The following is a 17103-nucleotide window of genomic DNA, read 5'->3' on the forward strand; positions in this document are numbered from 1 at the left end:
CAGCCATTCCCGCCCGCTCCGGCCGGAATCAGCCGTCCGGCAGCAAGCGCACCGTCACCACATGCTGGTCTTTGCCCTGCCCGGCCAGTCGCGATCGTAGCTCTCGGCGTCGAAGGCGTCCTGCATCTGCTTGAGAAGTTCGCCGGGTGTCGGCAGGGACCGAGGCGCGATCTTCGCGTCCTCCTCCCACAGCCGGGCGCGCATCACCGCTCTCGCGCACTGGAAATAGATCTCGCCGATGCTGATCACCACCACCGTGCGCGGCAGTTTTCCCTCCATCGCCATTGCCGCGAGCAGTTCCGGTTCGACTGAAATCACCGCCGTGCCGTTGACGCGCAAGGTCGTGTCGGAGCCGGGGATCAGAAACATCATCGCGACGCGGCCGTCGCGCACGATGTTGCGCAGCGAATCCATTCTGTTGTTGCCGCGGCGGTCGGCCATCAGCAGGGTGCGGTCGTCGCGGATCCGCACCGCCTGGCCGGCGTCGCCGCGCGGCGAGCAATCCAGCCCCTCCGGCCCCGACGTCGCCAGCGCCACGAAGGGCGACGCCTCGATCAGCCGCCGGTAGCCCGGGATGATCCGGTCGGCGACCTTGATCAGCGAGGCCTCGCCGGGACGGCCGTAAATCTCTTCGAGGTCTTCAATCGAGGCAATGATGCTCAAGCGATCCTCCGCGCGGGCTGCGGCGCGGCATCTTCCGGCTGCGCCTCCTCGCACGGTTCTGACATGGTGCCGGGCCTCTGGCCAGCCTCATCCTGCGCGAGGAAGGCGCCGACGGCCTCCAGCACCGGCTCGGCGAAGACGATGCGCCGGTGTCCGAAGCCGTCGGCGCGCATCAGCCTGGCCCGGCGACCAGCGCCTGCAAGCGCCTCGGCATTGCGGAAGGACACTTCCTTGTCGTCGGGCGCGTGGATCACCAGGGTCTCCGCGTCGATGCCTGCCAGCATGTCGCCGGCGTTGAACCAGGACAGCGGTCGGCCGGAGAAACGCAGCACTTCCGCCTCGAAAGCCGCCCGCGCCTGCCGGGAAAGGCCGACGCGGCGCGAAAACCAGTCGAACAGCTCCGGCAGCGCCGAGGGCGCGGCGATGGTGACCAGGCGGGCGGGAACGCGCGCCGGCACGGTGATGACGGCGCCGGCTGCCGCCGCCAGGACCGAGGCGCCGCCGAACGAATGGCCCACCATGGCGTCGAACGGCCCGAACTGGCGCCATGCCGCGTCGATCGCCTCCACGGCCATGCCGAGATGCAGCCTCCGGCCCGTGGAGGCGCCGTGGCCCGGCAGGTCCAGCACGACGACGCGGCTGCCCCGGGTGCTGAGCGTCTCGGCGAGCGCCAGCAGATACTCGGCGCGCGACCGGTAGCCATGCACCATCAGCACCGTGCGGCGAACCATCTCCGTCTTCGGCGCGAAGACATGGGCGGCGACGACGCCGTCGGGAACCGCCAGGCGCACCATCTCGGCGCGGGCCATTCCGGGTGCCGCGGCCGCGAGGGCCGCGACCTCCTTCGGGCTCTGCGGCTTGCGCGAGGGTGTGCGTGCGAACAGGCTGAAGGCGAGCCGGCCCGCGGCCTCCGGCGACGCCCGGTCCAGGCAGCGAAAACCCAGGCGGATGACCTTTTCCGTCAGAGATGCCATAGTGAGTCTCCTATTCGTTCAACCATGAACCATTATTGTACAACCATGAACAAAAAACAAGCCCTCCCGTGGGACAACCCCCGCTTCCGCAACTGGATTGCCGTCGGCCGTGCCTGCCAGGTGATGCAGCTGACGCTGTCGCGCATGCTCCAGCCGCTCGAGCTCAAGCCGCCGCATCTCGACATTCTCGCCAATGTCTACCGCCACGCCGAGATTTCGCAGCAGGATCTGGCGCGCCGGCTGCTGGTCGGCCGCTCGAACCTGTCGATGCTGCTGCCGCAGCTGGAAAAGCGCGGCCTGGTCATCCGCCAGACCGACCCAAACGACCGCCGGGTGCTCCGGCTGTCGCTCACCCAGGAAGGCCGCGACCTGACCGAGAAGGCGCTGTGGATCCAGTCCGACCTGATCGAGCGCTCGATGAGCGTATCGAGCCCCGAAGAATGCGACCTGGTGGGTGACGTGATGATGCGGATGATCGCCGAACTGACCACGGGCGCGGGTCCGAACCACAATGGCGGCGACGACGACACCTGACACCGGAGCAGCCGTCTGCAGAGGCGGCGGCTGAAAGAAACTGCATCGGCGCCGCAGCGAATGAGACCCAAGCCGCCCCTGAGGGGAGGACGCGGCAAAGGCGCGGCTGGCGGGCCGCGCGGCCAGCGGCGAAACCGGCGACCGGCAGGCCGAACGGCCCCCTGCCCGGTCTGTCAGGCAATTGTCATCTGCGAACGGCTATCAGGGGGCTTCGATGCTTCAGGCAGCGTCGACCAACCGACACACGAGGAAATAGCCATGAAAACCCTTCTTGCCGTCATGACCGCCGTCGTTCTCGCCGGCGTTCCCGCGCATGCTTTTGCCAGCACCGACGTGCCGCTGACCTCCGGCGCCAGCAGCGGCGAGTCGCCCGACGACTCCGGCGTGGAGTCCGACAACGGCGGCAGCGATGATTCAGCCGGCGCCGAAAGCGAAAGCGGCGACCACGACAGCGGTGGCGATCACGGTGGTGAAGGTGGCGATCACGAAAGCGGCGGCGATCATGAAGGTGGCGAATCCGACAGCTGACACCGTCATCCGGGCTGCATGCGAGGCTCGGCTCGCAGTCATGAGGGCCTGGGGCGACAGAACTCCACCGCTAGCCGGCGGCTCAGATGTCGCCTCGGCCGACGGATGCAGGCACACGGGACCGGTGGAACGGCCCGAAGCCAGACAAACGGCGGCTGACCGGAAAGCGCCGCGCGCCGTCAGCCCGTCCGGCTCATGCCCTTCTGGCTCAGTTCGGCGACATATTCAGCCCAGCGCTCGTCCTTCGCCTCGCCGAGTTCGCTCAGGAACGCCCAGGTGAAGATGCCGGTGGAATGGCCGTCGTCGAAGACGAGCCGCACGGCATAATTGCCGACCGCAACCACATCGGCGATGGCGACATCGGCCTTGCCTCCGACTGTCACCCGTTGTGCCGGGGAATGCCCCTGCACCTCGGCCGAGGGGGAGCGGACGCGCAGGAGCTCGGCCTCGAGTGCATAGCTGCGCCCGTCCTTGAACGTCACCCTGAGGGTGCGGCGGTCGCCCGAAACCTTGAGTTCGGTCGGCCAGGCCTCGGTGTGCTTTCCCATCAGATATCTCCCTTTGCCGTGGCCGGCTTCGGCCGGTCGGCTGACCTATAGGCGGCCCCGCTCGGCCCGGCAAGATCGGGCGGGCCGGCAGGCGGGGCCTCCACCGGCGGCGTCCCGTCAGCCGTCCTTCAGCCGGTCCATGGCCCAGCCCACGGTGAAGCCGTGCAGGATGGTCGACATCAGGATGACGAGCGCGATCAGCGACCAGAGCTGCGCCTCGTTGGTGAACTCGATGTGGCTGGCCGCGTAGCACAGATAGTAGATCGAGCCGATGCCGCGCACGCCGTAGACCGACACCACCGCCCTGCTTCTGGTGTCGAGATCCGTTCTCCACAGCGCGATCCATCCGGACAGCGGCCGGATCACCAGGATCAGCAGGATGGCGACGGCGAAATGCGTCCAGGTCAGGTCGGCGAACAGGATCGGCATCACGCTGCCGAGCGCGATGAGCAGAAGCGCGGTGAGCGCATGCTCGATGGATTCGGTGAAATCGTGCAGCCGCCGATGGAACCGGTGGTCCTGTTCGATGCGCCTCAGCGTCAGCCCCAGAATCGCCACGGCGATGAAACCGTAGCCTTCGATCAGTTCGGTGGAGCCGTAGCAGAGCAGCACGCCGGCGAGTGCGATCACCCCGGAGCCGGTCTCGGCGAGAATGGCGCCCCTGGGCACCGTGAACAGGATATAGCCCAGCGCCCTGCCGCCGAGCCAGCCCATCAGCGCGCCGAGCGCGATGCGGTAGACCACATCCAGCAGCAGCCAGTCCACGGCCCACGCGCCGGGATTGAGGCCTTCGGCGGCGACGATGAGGCCGAGATAGACGAAGGGAAACGCCAGCCCGTCATTCAGTCCCGCCTCGGTGGTCAGCGTGAAGCGAACCGGATGCTCCTCGCCCTCCTGCGGCGGTCCGACCTGGACATCGGCGGCCAGCACCGGGTCCGTCGGCGCCAGCACCGCGCCGAGCAGGATGGCGCCCGCCGCCGTCAGCCCGGCAATGCCCATTCCCAGCAGCGCCACGGCGAGAATGGTCAGCGGCATGGCGATTCCGAGCATGCGAACCGTCGGGATCCAGCGCTTCCATGGGCGCAGATTGTCGATCCGCATCCCGGCCCCGAACAGCGCCACGATCACGGTGAGTTCGCTCACCAGTTCCCAGGGCAACGGCGCCTGGCGCGGGTCCGGCACGCTCGGCATGCCCGGAATCATGAGAGCCGCCGCGGCGCCGAACAGGATCATCAGCGGCGCGGCCGCCGGTTCGCGCTTGGAGATCAGGCGCGGGAGCCAGCGCGCCAGGATCACCACCACCCCCACCACGGCGAGCGCCACATGGTAGGAGTTGAGGCCGAAGAAGGGTTCATGCTGCATGGTCTGATCCGGTTCGGGAATGTGGCAGATGCCGTCCTACTATGAAAAGCACCGCGCGGCCAGTTGCCGGATGCCGGCTGTCGCGCCGGACGATCCCGCTCCGTCGTGCCCGCTCCGGTCGTGCCCCCCGCGCCCCGCCCCTTGACGGAGTGAGTGTGCATGCCGACATTGATCATAGGCCCAATCCGTGAAAAGACAGAGCATGACCAGCATTATGATCCCCGACGCGCCCGCCAGACCCGCCATGATCGACCCGTTCGGGCGCGACATCAGCTATCTGCGGGTGTCGGTGACGGACCGCTGCGATTTCCGCTGCACCTATTGCATGGCCGAGAACATGACCTTCCTGCCCAAGAAGGACTTGTTGACGCTCGAAGAGCTCGACCGGCTGTGCTCGGCCTTCGTCGCCAAGGGCGTGCGCCGCATAAGGCTGACCGGCGGCGAGCCGCTGGTGCGCAAGAACATCATGCAGCTGGTGCGGCAGCTGGGCCGCCACATCGCCGCGGGCGCGCTTGACGAGCTGACGCTCACCACCAACGGCTCGCAGCTCTCCCGTTTCGCCGCCGAGCTGTACGACTGCGGCGTCCGCCGCATCAATGTCTCGCTCGACACGCTCGATCCGGAGAAATTCCGGAAGATCACCCGCTGGGGCGAACTGGCCCGCGTGCTCGACGGCATCGAGGCGGCGCGCGCCGCCGGCATCAAGGTCAAGATCAACGCGGTCGCGCTCAAGGGCTTCAACGACCAGGAAATCCCCGCCATGCTGCGCTGGGCCCACGGACTTGGCATGGACATGACCGTGATCGAGACCATGCCGATGGGCGAGATCGACGAGGACCGCACCGACCAGTACATGCCGCTGTCGCTGCTGCGCGCGCAGCTGTCGAAGGAGTTCACCCTCGACGAGATCCCCTACCGCACCGGCGGCCCGGCGCGCTATGTCGAGGTCCGCGAGACCGGCGGCAGGCTTGGCTTCATCACTCCGATGACGCACAATTTCTGCGAAAGCTGCAACCGGGTGCGGCTGACCTGCACCGGCATGCTCTACATGTGCCTGGGCCAGAACGACGACGCCGACCTGCGCGCGCCGCTTCGCGCCTCGGAAGGCGACGAACTGCTCTCGGCGGCCATCGACGAGGCCATCGGCCGCAAGCCCAAGGGCCATGATTTCATCATCGACCGCACCTCCAACCGCCCGGCGGTCGCCCGCCACATGAGTGTGACCGGCGGCTGACCCCCTCGACCGAGAGAGAATGCCATGCGCGTAGCCGTCATCGGAGCCGGCATTGCCGGCCTGTCCACTGCTTGGGGTCTGGCCCGCCGCGGCGTCGAGGTGACGCTCTACGAGCAGGGTCCGATTCCCAATCCGCTCGGCGCCTCGGGCGACCATCACCGCATCATCCGCCGCGCCTATGGCGGCCACAGCGGCTACCAGCGTCGCATCACCGATGCCTACCTGGCCTGGGACGCCCTGTGGGAAGACATCGGCGCAAGCCATCTCGTCCCCTGCGGGTTCCTGCTGATCTCGCAGTTTCCGGGCGATTCCGCCGACCGGATGCGCCAGGGGCTCGCCGATCTGGGCGATCCCTACCAGACATTTCCGCCCGATGAGGCGGCACGGCGCTATCCCTATCTCGATCAGTCGAGCCTCAGCGAAGTCAGCTTCTCCGCCGAGGGCGGCGCGCTGATGTGCCGGATGATCTCCACCGACCTCCTTGCCTGGCTCAAGCGCCACGGGGTTACCGTCCGCGACCACACCCGCGTCGCGGTGGTCGACCACGAAGCGGGGCGGGTTACCACCGCAACGGCTGACAGCGATCGCTTCGACCGCATCGTCGTCACCGCAGGCGCCTGGGTGCTGGGCCTGGCGCCCGACCTGGCAGCAGAGCTCACCCCCTGGCGCACCGCCGTCGCCTATGCCGAACCGCCCGCCGATCTGGCCGACGCGTGGGCCGCCTCTCCGGTCATCCTCGACACCGGCGGCGCCCATTCCGACGGCTACATCTTGCCGCCGGTCCGCGGCGCCGGCCTCAAGTTCGGCACCGGCAAGCACAGATACGAGAGCGGTCCCGACCAGAACCGGGACGTGCTTCCGGACGAAGGCGCGGCCATTCTCGGCCATTTCTCCCCGCCCTTTGCCCGGCTTGGCGAATACCGCGTCACCGATGTGGTCTCCTGCGCCTACACATTCACTGCCGACGAGCATTTTCTCGCCCGCCGCATCGGCAGGAGCACCGTGGTCTCTGCCTGTTCCGGCCACGGCTACAAGTTCGGCGCCGCCGTCGGACTGAGAGTCGCCGATGCAGTGCTGTCGGGAGACGACGCCGCTCTGGCCGCCTGGATCGAGGCACGCGACTGATCAAGATCATTGATCGATAGGTCCGGTCCCGACGCTGGGCAGAGGCCGGATTGGATGATATCGCAGGACGACAGACGGCGAATCCACGCCACCCGGTCCGGACCCCCATCATGCCCCTCACCCCCAATCTTCGCGGCGCCCTCTTCATGTCGCTGTCGATGGCGGGATTCACCTTCAACGACATCATCATCAAGTTCCTGTCGACCGGGATCAACATGGGGCAGATCATCTTCCTGCGCGGCGCCGTCGCCACGGTGCTGATCTTCCTGCTTGCCCGCCATCGCGGCGCGCTGCGGCCGCTTCGCATGCTCGCCGATCGCTGGGTGGCGCTGCGCGTCGTCGGCGAGATCGGCGGCACGGTGACCTTCATCATCGCCCTGTCCCACATCCCGATCGCCACCGCCTCGGCGATTCTGCAGGCGCTTCCTCTCGCCGTCACCATGGGGGCGGCATTGTTCCTCGCCGAGCCTGTCGGCTGGCGCCGCTGGCTGGCGATTCTTGTCGGCTTTGCCGGCGTCATGATCATCGTGCGCCCGGGGACCGAGGCGTTCTCGCCCTACTCGCTGCTGGTCGTCGGCACCGTTCTGTTCGCAACCCTGCGCGACATTGCCACCCGCAAGATCCACGCGGCGATCCCGTCACTGTTTCTCTCCACCGTCACGGCGGCGGCGGTCAGCATATCCGGCCTGTTCATCGTCGCGCCGCTCGGCGGCTGGCGGCCGGTCGATGCCGGCCAGTTCGGCCTCGTCGCCGCGGCGGGCTGCCTGCTTCTGGTGGGCTATCAGTTCATCATCATGTCCATGCGCGAGGGCGAGATCTCCTTCGTGGCGCCGTTCCGCTACACCAGCTTCATCTGGGCGGTGCTGCTGGGATACCTTGTATTCGGCGACGTGCCGGACAACTGGATGATCATTGGCGGCTTTGTGGTGGTCGGCTCGGGGCTTTACACTCTCTACCGGGAACAGGTCCGCCAGGGACAGGAGATCGCCGCCAGAGCTCCGGCACGGCCGACCCCCTGAATTTCGATGGCGGCGATACCCTCAGCCCGCGCGCCGCGACGATGTATCCGCGGCTGGCGGCAGCTTGGGCTGGGACCCCGTCGACCCGACATCCGTCTTGAGCTCCACCGGCGGCGAGGCTTCCGCGGCAACCGCGGCTTTTTCCCAATCCGAAAGTATGAGGAAATGGGCGCACTCTCCCCAGGCCGCATGACAGAACGGGCACGCCTGATCCGCATCTTCCTCAATCATGACAGCGCTTTTCCCAGAATTGTCGCCCATCCGCTGAGCCCGGGCATATTTTAGGATATTTTTATGGATAAGGCCACCGCTCCGCGCACCGAATGTTTGCGCGGCGCTACCGCCTCAAGTGTGAGGCTCATGATGGCGGTTGTCGGCGGACGGGGCCGGCGCGTGCGGGATCGCACAGCGCCAAGGGCCGGCCACGCCCAGGCTGGCCGCATCCTGGGCCCCGGCGGCTCACCAGCCGGCGGGCGCGTTGAGTCCCGGTTCTCCCGGCTGACGCCCCCTCCGGTTCCGACCGTTTTCGTTTGCATCCCGTTCCCGGATCGTCAAAACAATGCCCATGCAGAAAAAGGCCTTTCTCGACCGGCGCAGCCCGCCCCATATCGTCACCCTGGTGGTGATCGCCGGCCTGGCGGCCCTGAGCATGAACATGTTCCTGCCCTCGCTGCCCGGCATCGCCGTCCATTTCGGCGCCGACTACTCGGTGGTCACGCTTTCCGTCTCCGGCTATCTGGCCTTCACCGCCGTGCTGCAGCTGTTCATCGGCCCCATGTCGGACCGCTACGGCCGGCGCCCGGTGCTGCTGTGGAGCCTGGTGCTGTATCTCGTCGCCACGGCGGCGACGATGATTGCCCCGAGTGTCGAGACCTTCCTGCTGGCGCGCATGGTGCAGGCGGCAGTGGTCTCCGGCCTTGTGCTGTCGCGCGCCATCGTGCGCGACATGGTCGACACCGACCGCGCCGCCTCGATGATCGGTTACGTCACCATGGGCATGAGCGTCGTGCCGATGGTCGGGCCGGCTCTGGGAGGCCTTCTCGAGGACCTGTTCGGCTGGAAGGCCAGCTTCGTCGTGCTGTTGCTGGCGGGGGTGGCCACGCTGGCGCTGGCCTGGCTCGACCTCGGCGAGACCAACCGCCATCGCTCCACCGACATGCTGCGCCAGTTCAAGGCCTATCCGGATCTTGCCCGCTCGCGCCGCTTCTGGGGCTACACGCTGACGGCAACCTTCGCCTCGGGGGCCTTCTTCTCCTTTCTCGGCGGCGGTCCCTATGTGGCGACCGAATTTCTCGGCATGCGGCCCTCCACGCTCGGGCTCTACTTCTTCTTCATCGCCACCGGCTACATGATCGGCAGTTTCATCTCGGGGCGCCACGCCAGCCGCGTCGGCATCAATCGCATGATGATCGCCGGAAACATCATCGCGGCGGCTGGAATGCTGATGTCCCTGCTGCTGCTGCTCGCCGGGTTCTGGGGACCGCTGACTTTTTTCGGACCGGTCTTCTTCGTCGGTCTGGGCAATGGCGTCACCCTGCCAAGCGCCAATGCCGGCATTGTCGGCGTGCGCCCGCATCTGGCGGGCTCGGCTTCGGGGCTGGGCGGCGCCATCATCATCGGCGGCGGCGCCGGCCTGTCCGTGGTCACCGGCTGGCTGCTGACGCCGCAATCGGGACCCGCGCCGCTGATCGCGCTGATGCTGGCTTCGAGCCTGGCGGGCGTGATCGCCTCCGCCTATGTGGTGCGCGTGCAGGCAAGCCTGCGCCCCGGCGTCGCTGCGCCAGACACGGCCGATTAGGCAGGCCTTCGGGCTCTCCCGCGCCCATCAGCGAGAGCCGCGCCCGTCCCGACGCAGCACGGCTCCATTTGCTGTTGCAATTGCCGCCGAAACAGTGGGAATATCCGCCCCAGCGCGGGACGATCAAGGCTTCCGCGAGTGATCGGAACGCGGCGGCAGCAAGCCGCGATCCAGCCAACAGAGAGGACTACCATGCGTATTTCAAAGGGCTTTACCCTGGCCGCGTCCGCGCTTGCCATCGCAGTGTCGATGAGCGTCGCGCCCGCCAGTGCGGAGATTACAAAGATCGTCATCGGCACCGAAGGCGCCTATCCCCCGTTCAACAACCTTGAATCGGACGGCACCCTGGTCGGTTTCGACATCGACATCGCCAAGGCGCTCTGCGCAGAGATGAAGGTCGAGTGCACCTTCGTCACCCAGGATTGGGACGGCATCATTCCGGCGCTGGTCGCGGGCAAGTTCGATGCCATCATCGCCTCGATGTCGATCACCGACGAGCGCAAGGAGAAGGTCGACTTCACCAACAAGTACTACAACACCGGACCGGCCATTGCCGTGCCGAACGACTCGACCATCACCGAAGCCACTGACGCGGCGCTCGCCGGCAAGGCGCTCGGCGCCCAGTCGGCCACCACCCACTCCAATTATGCCGAGGCCAAATTTCCTTCGGCCGAGCTCAAGCTCTATCCGACACCGGACGAGTACAAGCTCGACATCGCCTCCGGCCGCGTCGACGCCGTCATCGACGACGTGATCGTGCTGTCGGACTGGCTCAAGACCGACGACGGCAAGGCCTGCTGCAAGATGCTCTCCAGCCTGACGCCGGATCCGGTGATCAACGGCGAAGGCGCGGGCATTGCCATCCGCAAGGGCGAGACCGAGCTCAGGGACATGTTCAACAAGGCGATCACCGCCATCCGCGAGAACGGCACCTACAAGACCATCAATGACAAGTATTTCGACGTCGACGTCTACGGGGGCTGACACTCGTCGTTGATGCGTGACATGCTGATGCGGCGGGCGCGACCAACGCCCGCCGTTTCTATGCCGGCATTGCCGTTCGGCAGCCGTTCGCGGCGCGCCTGTCGCAGATGCCGTGGACTGCAAAAGGGGACTGCCGCTGCGACAGCAGGGCATGCACGACCGGACCAACCGGCGGCAGCGAAGGAATGACATGGGCTTGACCGAGACACTGGCGGGACTGACCGGCCCGATCCTTGCGGCGCTGGATCCGTTCTGCGGACCGGCCGGCATCTTCCGATGGCTGGCGGGCGGCACGCTCATGGCCTGCGGCGACGACGGCTGGGGCGACGAGGTCGGCGCCGGCTTTCTCGTCACCCTGACGCTGGCCGTGGCCACCCTGCCCGTCGGGCTGATGCTCGGCTTCTTCATCGCGCTCGCCAAGCAGAGCGAGGCCGCCACCCTCAGGCTGGCGGCCAACATCTACACCACCATCTTCCGCGGCCTGCCGGAACTGCTGACCATCTTCATGATCTATTTCGGCCTGCAGATCGGGATCAGGCAGCTTGTCGCCGCGCTGGGCTTCGAGACCAGCTTCGAGATCAACACCTTCTTCGCCGGGATGATAGCGCTGGCGCTGGTCTTTTCGGCCTATGCGTCCGAGGTGCTGACCTCTGCCTTCAAGGCGATCCCCAAGGGTCAGTACGAGGCCGGCAACGCGCTCGGCCTTCGCGGCGGCAAGACCATGCGCTTCATCATCCTGCCGCAGCTTGTCCGCATCGCCCTTCCCGGCCTCGGCAATCTGTGGATGATCCTGATCAAGGACACCGCGCTGATCTCGGTCATCGGGCTCGGCGACATCCTGCGCCAGACCGGCATCGCCGCCCGCGTGACCAAGGAGGCCTTCATGTTCTACGGGCTTGCCTGCCTGATGTTCCTGGCGCTCGCCATCGTCTCGTCCTGGGGCTTTTCCTGGCTTGAGCAGCGCTCGCGCCGCTCGGAGGCTGCCCGATGAGCTACTCCCACGAGCTCATCGCCCCCTCACCGCCGCCGAAGGCGCTCCTGGTGAGCTGGAACCGCGCCAGCATCGTCGGCACGATCCTGATGGGCGTCTGGATTCTGGGCGGAATCCTGCTCGTCACCTTCCTGTTTGATGCCTGGGACATCGACAAGATCCGGCTCTACGGCCCGAAATACATTTCCGGACTCGGCGTCACGCTGAGTCTCGTTGCGATCTCGATCTCGATCGGCGCCGCGCTGTCGCTGCCCATCGCCTACGGCCGGATGTCGAAGAACCGGGTCATCTCCTGGCTCGCCTATGGCTATGTGTATTTCTTCCGCGGCACGCCGCTGATCGCGCAGCTGTTCCTGATCTACTACGGCTTCGGCACCTTTCGCCCGCAGCTCGAGGCCATCGGGCTCTGGGGCGTCTTCCGCGATGCCTGGAACTGCGCCCTCTTCGCCTTCACGCTCAACACCGCCGCCTACCAGGCCGAAATCCTGCGCGGCGCCGTGGAAAGCGTTCCCAAGGGCCAGCACGAGGGCGCGGCAGCGCTTGGGCTGAGCAAGTTCCAGACCTTCCGCAAGATCATTCTGCCACAGGCGATGATCGTGGCGCTCAGGCCCTATGGCAATGAGATCATCCTGATGATCAAGGGTTCGGCCATCGTCGCCATCGTCACCGTCTTCGACCTGATGGGCGAGACCCGCCGCGCCTTCTCCCGCACCTTCGATTTCCAGACCTATGTCTGGGCAGCGATCTTCTACCTCGCCATCGTCGAGCTGCTGCGCAATGTCTGGGCCGTGCTCGAGGACCGCCTGACCCGGCATTTGAAGCGGTAGGGACCGGCGACCGGCTAGCGCTCCCCTCCACTCTCATCGCGAGAAAGCCGCCTCGGCGACCCTCGAAGGGCCAGCGTGGCCATGGCGGTGGCGTATCTGCCAGTCTTGGCGAGAGAGCATGGCCCTGATATGCAAAACCCCGCTTTCGCGGGGCTTTGCTGACACCTCGGCTGAATTGCAATGTTCAAATCCAAGGTGGCCATCCCGAAGAATGGACTTAACTGCCGGTGCGACCGGCGACCAAGGGAATATGGGCTTGAAGCCGCCGACAGTCAATATCACAGGCCCAGGCCCGCTCTGACGCAAGCCCGGACACGCTCCATTGTCGCCTGATCGAGCACCCGAATGTCATAAATTCGTTTGCCGTTCCGCTTCTTGGAAAAAAGATGGCGAAGCCTATGGAAGGCAACGGTGAGAACAATATCACCTTTCAGCCACATGATCGGCGAGCTGTATGGATGCGGCAGCGGCGTTAGCAACGTGATCTGCATGTGATGCGGCAGGACATGATTGGGTGGTGTCGTGCTGAGCGGGACGATGGAGCAAAGCGACGAACGACCAGGGATCGGTGGCGACAGAACAATCGCGGGCCGTCTCTTGACCATTTCCGGGATACGAAATCGCTCTGACAGGTCCACGCGAACGATTGTTCCCGGAGCAGGATGATTGATGATGGTCACCACGAACCTCCCAACCTCATGATGCGATCACATCATCAATCTCGCTCCTGCGCAGTGTCAACTCAGGCGCGCTCTGGACGCGGGGGCGTCCGATGTTCTATGCACGGCGCACATTCCCGCCGGAGACACGCATCATGGCCGCCATCGACGAAAAAGCCTTGGCCGAGGCCTACAACCGCGCCCTCAAGCTCGAGAAGAAGGGCGAATTCGGCAAGGCCGCCAAGGCCTATGCCGAGGTGCTCAGGCTCGACCCCGAGGACCATGGCGGCGCCGCGGTGCGGCTCGCCAGCATGGGGCTTGGAGAGACACCGCTCCGCGCCTCGGAAGCCTATGTCACCACCCTGTTCGACCAGCATGCCGACGTCTTCGACAAGGTGCTGGTGGAGGATCTCGGCTATCATGTGCCGCTCATCCTGCGTCAGCGGCTGATCGAGCTCGGCCACACCCATTTCGACCGGCTGCTCGATCTCGGCTGCGGCACGGGGCTGACCGGCGGCGCGCTGGAAGACATGGCCGACGACGCCACCGGCATCGATCTCGCCGAAAAGATGGTCGAGATCGCCCACGAGAAGGGCCTGTACGACACGCTCTTTGTCGCCGATGCGGTCGACTATCTCGACGACAACGAGGACGATCCCTACGACATGATCGCCGCCACCGACGTGCTGCCCTATCTGGGCCAGCTTGAGCCGCTGTTTGCGGGTGTCGCGCGGAATGCGGTGAAGGGCGCTCTCTTCGCCTTCTCCAGCGAGACCCTGCCCGAGCAGATGTTTGCCGGCGCCGATTACATGGTGGGAGCCTTCCAGCGCTTTGCCCATACGCCGGCCTATGTGCGGCGCGAGCTCGACGCCGCCGGCTTCGACTGCCTCGAAGCGGGCGACATCACCGTTCGCCACGAACAGGGTTTGCCGATCTACGGTCATCTGTTCATCGCCAGGAAGCGCTGAACCACGCGCCGACTGCGAATTGAGGGCTGGACAGGCCCGGCGCGGGACCGATCACGCCCGCGGCCCCGAAGGCGAGGACCGGCGCCCTGCCCCGATCCGCGCGCGCCGGTTCAGACTTCTTTCGAGGCCAGTGCCGCGATGTCGGTGAGATCGCGCCGACCCTCTGGGCCGATGACCACATAGCTTGCCGCGCCGGCTTTCCACGACACTAGGTCGAATCCCTTGATGGTCTGTGCCTTGAAGCCCGGCGCTGAGGCCGCGCCGGTGCTGCTCTGGAAGCAGAGTGCGACGACCGCGCCGTCGGCCTGCCGGTACATCAGCTGCGCCACCGGCCTGCCGTTGGCGACGAGGAGACGGCCGCCCTCGAAGGTCAGGCCGAACGCGCTCAGATCCGGGATCGAGAACGGCACGCCCACCGTAGATCCCAGCCACGTCTTGATGTGATCGGATTCGTTGGCCGCCACCTCGACAAGGTGACGCTTCTGGCCGGAATAGATCGCGTGATAATCTGCGATGTCGTTGAGCCATCCGGCCCTTGCGACCTCTGTGCCGGGGGCTGCCCGGTCATAGATGAGATAGCCGCTTGCCCCGCCGGCAATGAAGAGGAGAAGACCGGCAGCCAATGCGCCCCAGACCGGTCGCCGCTGTGCGGGTTTTGCGCTGACGCCCGCGGCAGCGGACTTGATCCTCTGCGCCAGCGCAAGGGGAACCGGCTCGGCGAGCAGCGAATCGAACTGCGCCTGCGCGCTGGCATCGGCGGCCATCAGCGCGTCGAGTTCTGCCCGTAGTTCGGGGTCGGATTCCAGCAAGGCTTCGATTGCCAGCGCATCGGCGTCGGTGAGCTCGCCGTCCAGATAGGCGCTGAGCCTGATCGAGAGATCCGTCATGTCGCAATGCCCTCCTCGTGACCAAGCACTGAGACAAGCAGCTTTCGTGCCCTGTGAATGCGGCTCATGACAGTTCCGACGGGAATCTCCAGAAGCTCGGAGACCTCCCGGTAGCTGTAGCCCTCGGCGCAGACCAGCATCAAGGGGCGGGACAGCTCGGCCGGCAGCGCGCTGACCTTGCCGCGCACCTGTCTTGCCGCCAGCGCCTCGTCGGCATCGCCGGTCTGCAACTCCGTCGCCTCCTCGGCGGGAACCTCTCCCTCGCCGTGCCGGACCTGACGCTTGCGGATCTCGGAGATCCAGAGATTGCGGATGATGCGGAACATCCAGCGGTCGAGCGGCTGGGCGGGGTCATAGAGGTGCCACTTCTGCAGCGCCGCCGCGCACGCGTCCTGAACAAGGTCGTCCGCATCGGGACCTGATCGGGCAAGCGTCAGGGCAAAGCGGCGCAGGCGCGGCAACAGCCCGATCATCTCGGTCTTGAACTGGTCCGGTGTCTTCACCCTGGCCTCGTCTTGTCGGCTGTGACCGAGCCGCCGTCCGTCCGGGCAGGCCTCCCTGCGGAACGTCACGGCCCGCTGATGGACACCTAACATGTTGCCCGTGCGCCTGTCATGGCGATTTCCGCAGTGGCGACACCGGCTTCCGCCAGGCGACACCATCGGGGGGCCGCGAGCCGGCTCGCTCGCCCCCCGTGGCGGACAGCCTAATGCGCGACGTGCCAGACCCCGCCGACGCCGTCGCCATTGGTCTCGCCGGGTGCCGTGTCACCCACCCAGAAATAGAGCGGCTTGCCGTCCTTGGCCCACTGCTTGGCGCCATCCTTGCGTTCGATGGTGGTGAGGCCATCCATTTCGGCGCCGTCGGTTGCGATGTAAGGCGGCCAGTTGGTCGCGCATTCGTCATAGCAGACTGAAACGCCGGCCGTGTCCTTGTCGAAGGTGTAAAGTGTCATGCCGTCCTTTGAGGTCAGCGTGTCGGCGGCCAGGGCCGCGCCGGATCCGGCGGCGAACACTGCGAGTGCGATCATCGTTGCAATTTTCATGATAAGCTCCCTTGAATGGCTTGAGGCGACCACAAGTGGCGCTCTCGGAATGGTTACGCCTGCGGTCGCCGATTTATTCGCGGGGAAGCACATTTATTTTACAAGCCATTGAAATACATCAGTTATTTTCATGAACTCATGACCGGCGGCCATGGCGCGATCACGAAACCGTGATCGGGCGAAATTTTACGCCGTGCCATTGCGTATACCTTGTGTCACTGCACCCAAGGAGTCTTGTCATGCGCCTCGTCGCCCTCACCGCCGCACTCATGTTCCCGATGGCTGCCTTCGCCGCCGGTTCGTCGGACAGTTCCCCACCCAAGCCGACCGAGACCACCAAGGTCTGCAAGGACGGCAAGATCTGGGACAAGGAGACAAAGACCTGCGTCGACGCCAAGGAAAGCCGCCTCGACGACGACACCCGCTATCGGGCTGTGCGCGAACTCGCCTATGCCGGCGATTACCGCTCGGCCCTCTATGTGCTTTCGGCGATGTCGGACCAGAATGAGAGCCGCGTGCTCACCTATTACGGCTTTGTCCAGCGCAAGACCGGCCGCGCCGACATCGGCCTCAAATACTACCAGGCGGCGCTGAAGGCCAACCCGGACAATCTGCTGGCCCGCTCCTATATGGGTCAGGGTCTGGTCGTCTCCGGCGATGTCGATGGCGCCCGCGTCCAGCTGGCCGAGATCGAGGCCCGCGGCGGCAGCGACACCTGGCCGGAAATCGCCCTGCGCAAGGCCATCGACACCGGCACCACCGAGAGCTACTGAGGCCCCGGCCGGATCGATCCTGCGTGACAGATGGCGGCCCCATGCATGGCGCCCGAAAGTGTGAGCCGTTACGGGATCACGGAAGGCGTCATTGCCAAGAGCCAAAGCCCATCGCGTGAATCTGACTTCGCGCGATGTGCTTTAGCCGCCATCCGCTGTTTCAGCTGGGCGTAACCGGTGCGGA

At 65.9% G+C, this 17103-nt stretch carries 20 protein-coding genes; 11 read left to right on the plus strand and 9 right to left on the minus strand.

Annotated elements, in window-relative coordinates:
* Positions 1–54: 54 nt before the first annotated feature.
* Entirely contained in the window at positions 55–663 is a 609-nt protein-coding gene (locus tag DFR52_RS05905) for a pyridoxamine 5'-phosphate oxidase family protein (protein WP_110030920.1), read from the minus strand.
* Complete coding sequence (locus DFR52_RS05910; RefSeq protein WP_110030921.1) at positions 660–1637, minus strand: alpha/beta hydrolase; 978 nt, start codon at positions 1635–1637, stop codon at positions 660–662. The genes DFR52_RS05905 and DFR52_RS05910 overlap by 4 nt, the downstream gene beginning before the upstream one ends.
* 45 nt (positions 1638–1682) lie before the next feature.
* Between DFR52_RS05910 and DFR52_RS05915 the strand changes: the two genes are divergently transcribed.
* Complete coding sequence (locus DFR52_RS05915) at positions 1683–2171, plus strand: MarR family winged helix-turn-helix transcriptional regulator (protein ID WP_110030922.1); 489 nt, start codon at positions 1683–1685, stop codon at positions 2169–2171.
* A gap of 258 nt (positions 2172–2429) precedes the next feature.
* Complete coding sequence (locus DFR52_RS05920; protein WP_110030923.1) at positions 2430–2699, plus strand: hypothetical protein; 270 nt, start codon at positions 2430–2432, stop codon at positions 2697–2699.
* A 179-nt stretch (positions 2700–2878) separates the two neighbouring features.
* Here DFR52_RS05920 and DFR52_RS05925 read toward each other — a convergent pair whose 3' ends face one another.
* A complete protein-coding gene (locus tag DFR52_RS05925) occupies positions 2879–3247 on the minus strand; it encodes a gamma-butyrobetaine hydroxylase family protein (protein ID WP_110030924.1) in 369 nt (122 codons plus the stop codon).
* Positions 3248–3364: 117 nt separating this feature from the next.
* Positions 3365–4609 carry a cation:proton antiporter gene (locus DFR52_RS05930; RefSeq protein WP_110030925.1) on the minus strand — a complete coding sequence of 415 codons (1245 nt, stop codon included), beginning with the start codon at positions 4607–4609 and terminating at the stop codon, positions 3365–3367.
* Between the two features lie 202 nt (positions 4610–4811).
* Between DFR52_RS05930 and moaA the strand changes: the two genes are divergently transcribed.
* The 3 genes from moaA to DFR52_RS05945 all read left to right on the plus strand — a co-directional run bounded on the left by moaA (position 4812) and on the right by DFR52_RS05945 (position 7987).
* Positions 4812–5843, plus strand: coding sequence for a GTP 3',8-cyclase MoaA (gene moaA, locus DFR52_RS05935; RefSeq protein WP_210205767.1), 1032 nt, complete (start codon positions 4812–4814; stop codon positions 5841–5843).
* A gap of 24 nt (positions 5844–5867) precedes the next feature.
* Complete coding sequence (locus tag DFR52_RS05940; RefSeq protein WP_110030926.1) at positions 5868–6968, plus strand: NAD(P)/FAD-dependent oxidoreductase; 1101 nt, start codon at positions 5868–5870, stop codon at positions 6966–6968.
* A 110-nt stretch (positions 6969–7078) separates the two neighbouring features.
* Positions 7079–7987, plus strand: a complete 909-nt coding sequence (locus DFR52_RS05945) for a DMT family transporter (protein ID WP_110030927.1) — start codon at positions 7079–7081, stop codon at positions 7985–7987.
* Positions 7988–8008: 21 nt separating this feature from the next.
* On the opposite strand, the gene DFR52_RS05950 is transcribed toward DFR52_RS05945, so the two are convergent.
* Positions 8009–8218, minus strand: a complete 210-nt coding sequence (locus tag DFR52_RS05950; protein WP_110030928.1) for a hypothetical protein — start codon at positions 8216–8218, stop codon at positions 8009–8011.
* Between the two features lie 334 nt (positions 8219–8552).
* On the opposite strand from DFR52_RS05950, the gene DFR52_RS05955 reads away from it, so the two are divergent.
* The 4 genes from DFR52_RS05955 (at position 8553) to DFR52_RS05970 (ending at position 12587) form a co-directional block, all read left to right on the plus strand.
* On the plus strand, positions 8553–9785 hold the full coding sequence (locus DFR52_RS05955; RefSeq protein ID WP_110031157.1) for a multidrug effflux MFS transporter: 1233 nt from the start codon (positions 8553–8555) through the stop codon (positions 9783–9785).
* Between the two features lie 192 nt (positions 9786–9977).
* Positions 9978–10769: a transporter substrate-binding domain-containing protein gene (locus tag DFR52_RS05960; protein ID WP_110030929.1), complete on the plus strand. Its 792-nt coding sequence runs from the start codon at positions 9978–9980 to the stop codon at positions 10767–10769.
* A 190-nt stretch (positions 10770–10959) separates the two neighbouring features.
* Positions 10960–11760, plus strand: coding sequence for an ABC transporter permease (locus DFR52_RS05965; RefSeq protein ID WP_110030930.1), 801 nt, complete (start codon positions 10960–10962; stop codon positions 11758–11760).
* The gene (locus DFR52_RS05970; protein WP_110030931.1) at positions 11757–12587 is read left to right on the plus strand and encodes an ABC transporter permease; all 831 of its coding nucleotides are present in this window, start codon (positions 11757–11759) and stop codon (positions 12585–12587) included. The genes DFR52_RS05965 and DFR52_RS05970 overlap by 4 nt, the downstream gene beginning before the upstream one ends.
* 278 nt (positions 12588–12865) lie before the next feature.
* Here DFR52_RS05970 and DFR52_RS05975 read toward each other — a convergent pair whose 3' ends face one another.
* Positions 12866–13267 carry a type II toxin-antitoxin system PemK/MazF family toxin gene (locus tag DFR52_RS05975; protein WP_158284869.1) on the minus strand — a complete coding sequence of 134 codons (402 nt, stop codon included), beginning with the start codon at positions 13265–13267 and terminating at the stop codon, positions 12866–12868.
* Positions 13268–13401: 134 nt separating this feature from the next.
* Between DFR52_RS05975 and DFR52_RS05980 the strand changes: the two genes are divergently transcribed.
* Positions 13402–14214, plus strand: a complete 813-nt coding sequence (locus DFR52_RS05980; RefSeq protein ID WP_110031158.1) for a methyltransferase domain-containing protein — start codon at positions 13402–13404, stop codon at positions 14212–14214.
* A gap of 110 nt (positions 14215–14324) precedes the next feature.
* Here DFR52_RS05980 and DFR52_RS05985 read toward each other — a convergent pair whose 3' ends face one another.
* The 3 genes from DFR52_RS05985 to DFR52_RS05995 all read right to left on the minus strand — a co-directional run bounded on the left by DFR52_RS05985 (position 14325) and on the right by DFR52_RS05995 (position 16146).
* On the minus strand, positions 14325–15101 hold the full coding sequence (locus DFR52_RS05985; protein WP_110030933.1) for an anti-sigma factor family protein: 777 nt from the start codon (positions 15099–15101) through the stop codon (positions 14325–14327).
* Entirely contained in the window at positions 15098–15604 is a 507-nt protein-coding gene (locus tag DFR52_RS05990) for an RNA polymerase sigma factor (protein WP_210205768.1), read from the minus strand. The genes DFR52_RS05985 and DFR52_RS05990 overlap by 4 nt, the downstream gene beginning before the upstream one ends.
* 203 nt (positions 15605–15807) lie before the next feature.
* Entirely contained in the window at positions 15808–16146 is a 339-nt protein-coding gene (locus DFR52_RS05995; RefSeq protein WP_110030935.1) for a COG4315 family predicted lipoprotein, read from the minus strand.
* A 239-nt stretch (positions 16147–16385) separates the two neighbouring features.
* Between DFR52_RS05995 and DFR52_RS06000 the strand changes: the two genes are divergently transcribed.
* On the plus strand, positions 16386–16919 hold the full coding sequence (locus tag DFR52_RS06000) for a tetratricopeptide repeat protein (protein ID WP_110030936.1): 534 nt from the start codon (positions 16386–16388) through the stop codon (positions 16917–16919).
* The last annotated feature ends 184 nt before the right edge of the window (positions 16920–17103 follow it).

This window comes from Hoeflea marina (assembly GCF_003182275.1).
In the GTDB taxonomy this organism is placed as follows: domain Bacteria; phylum Pseudomonadota; class Alphaproteobacteria; order Rhizobiales; family Rhizobiaceae; genus Hoeflea; species Hoeflea marina.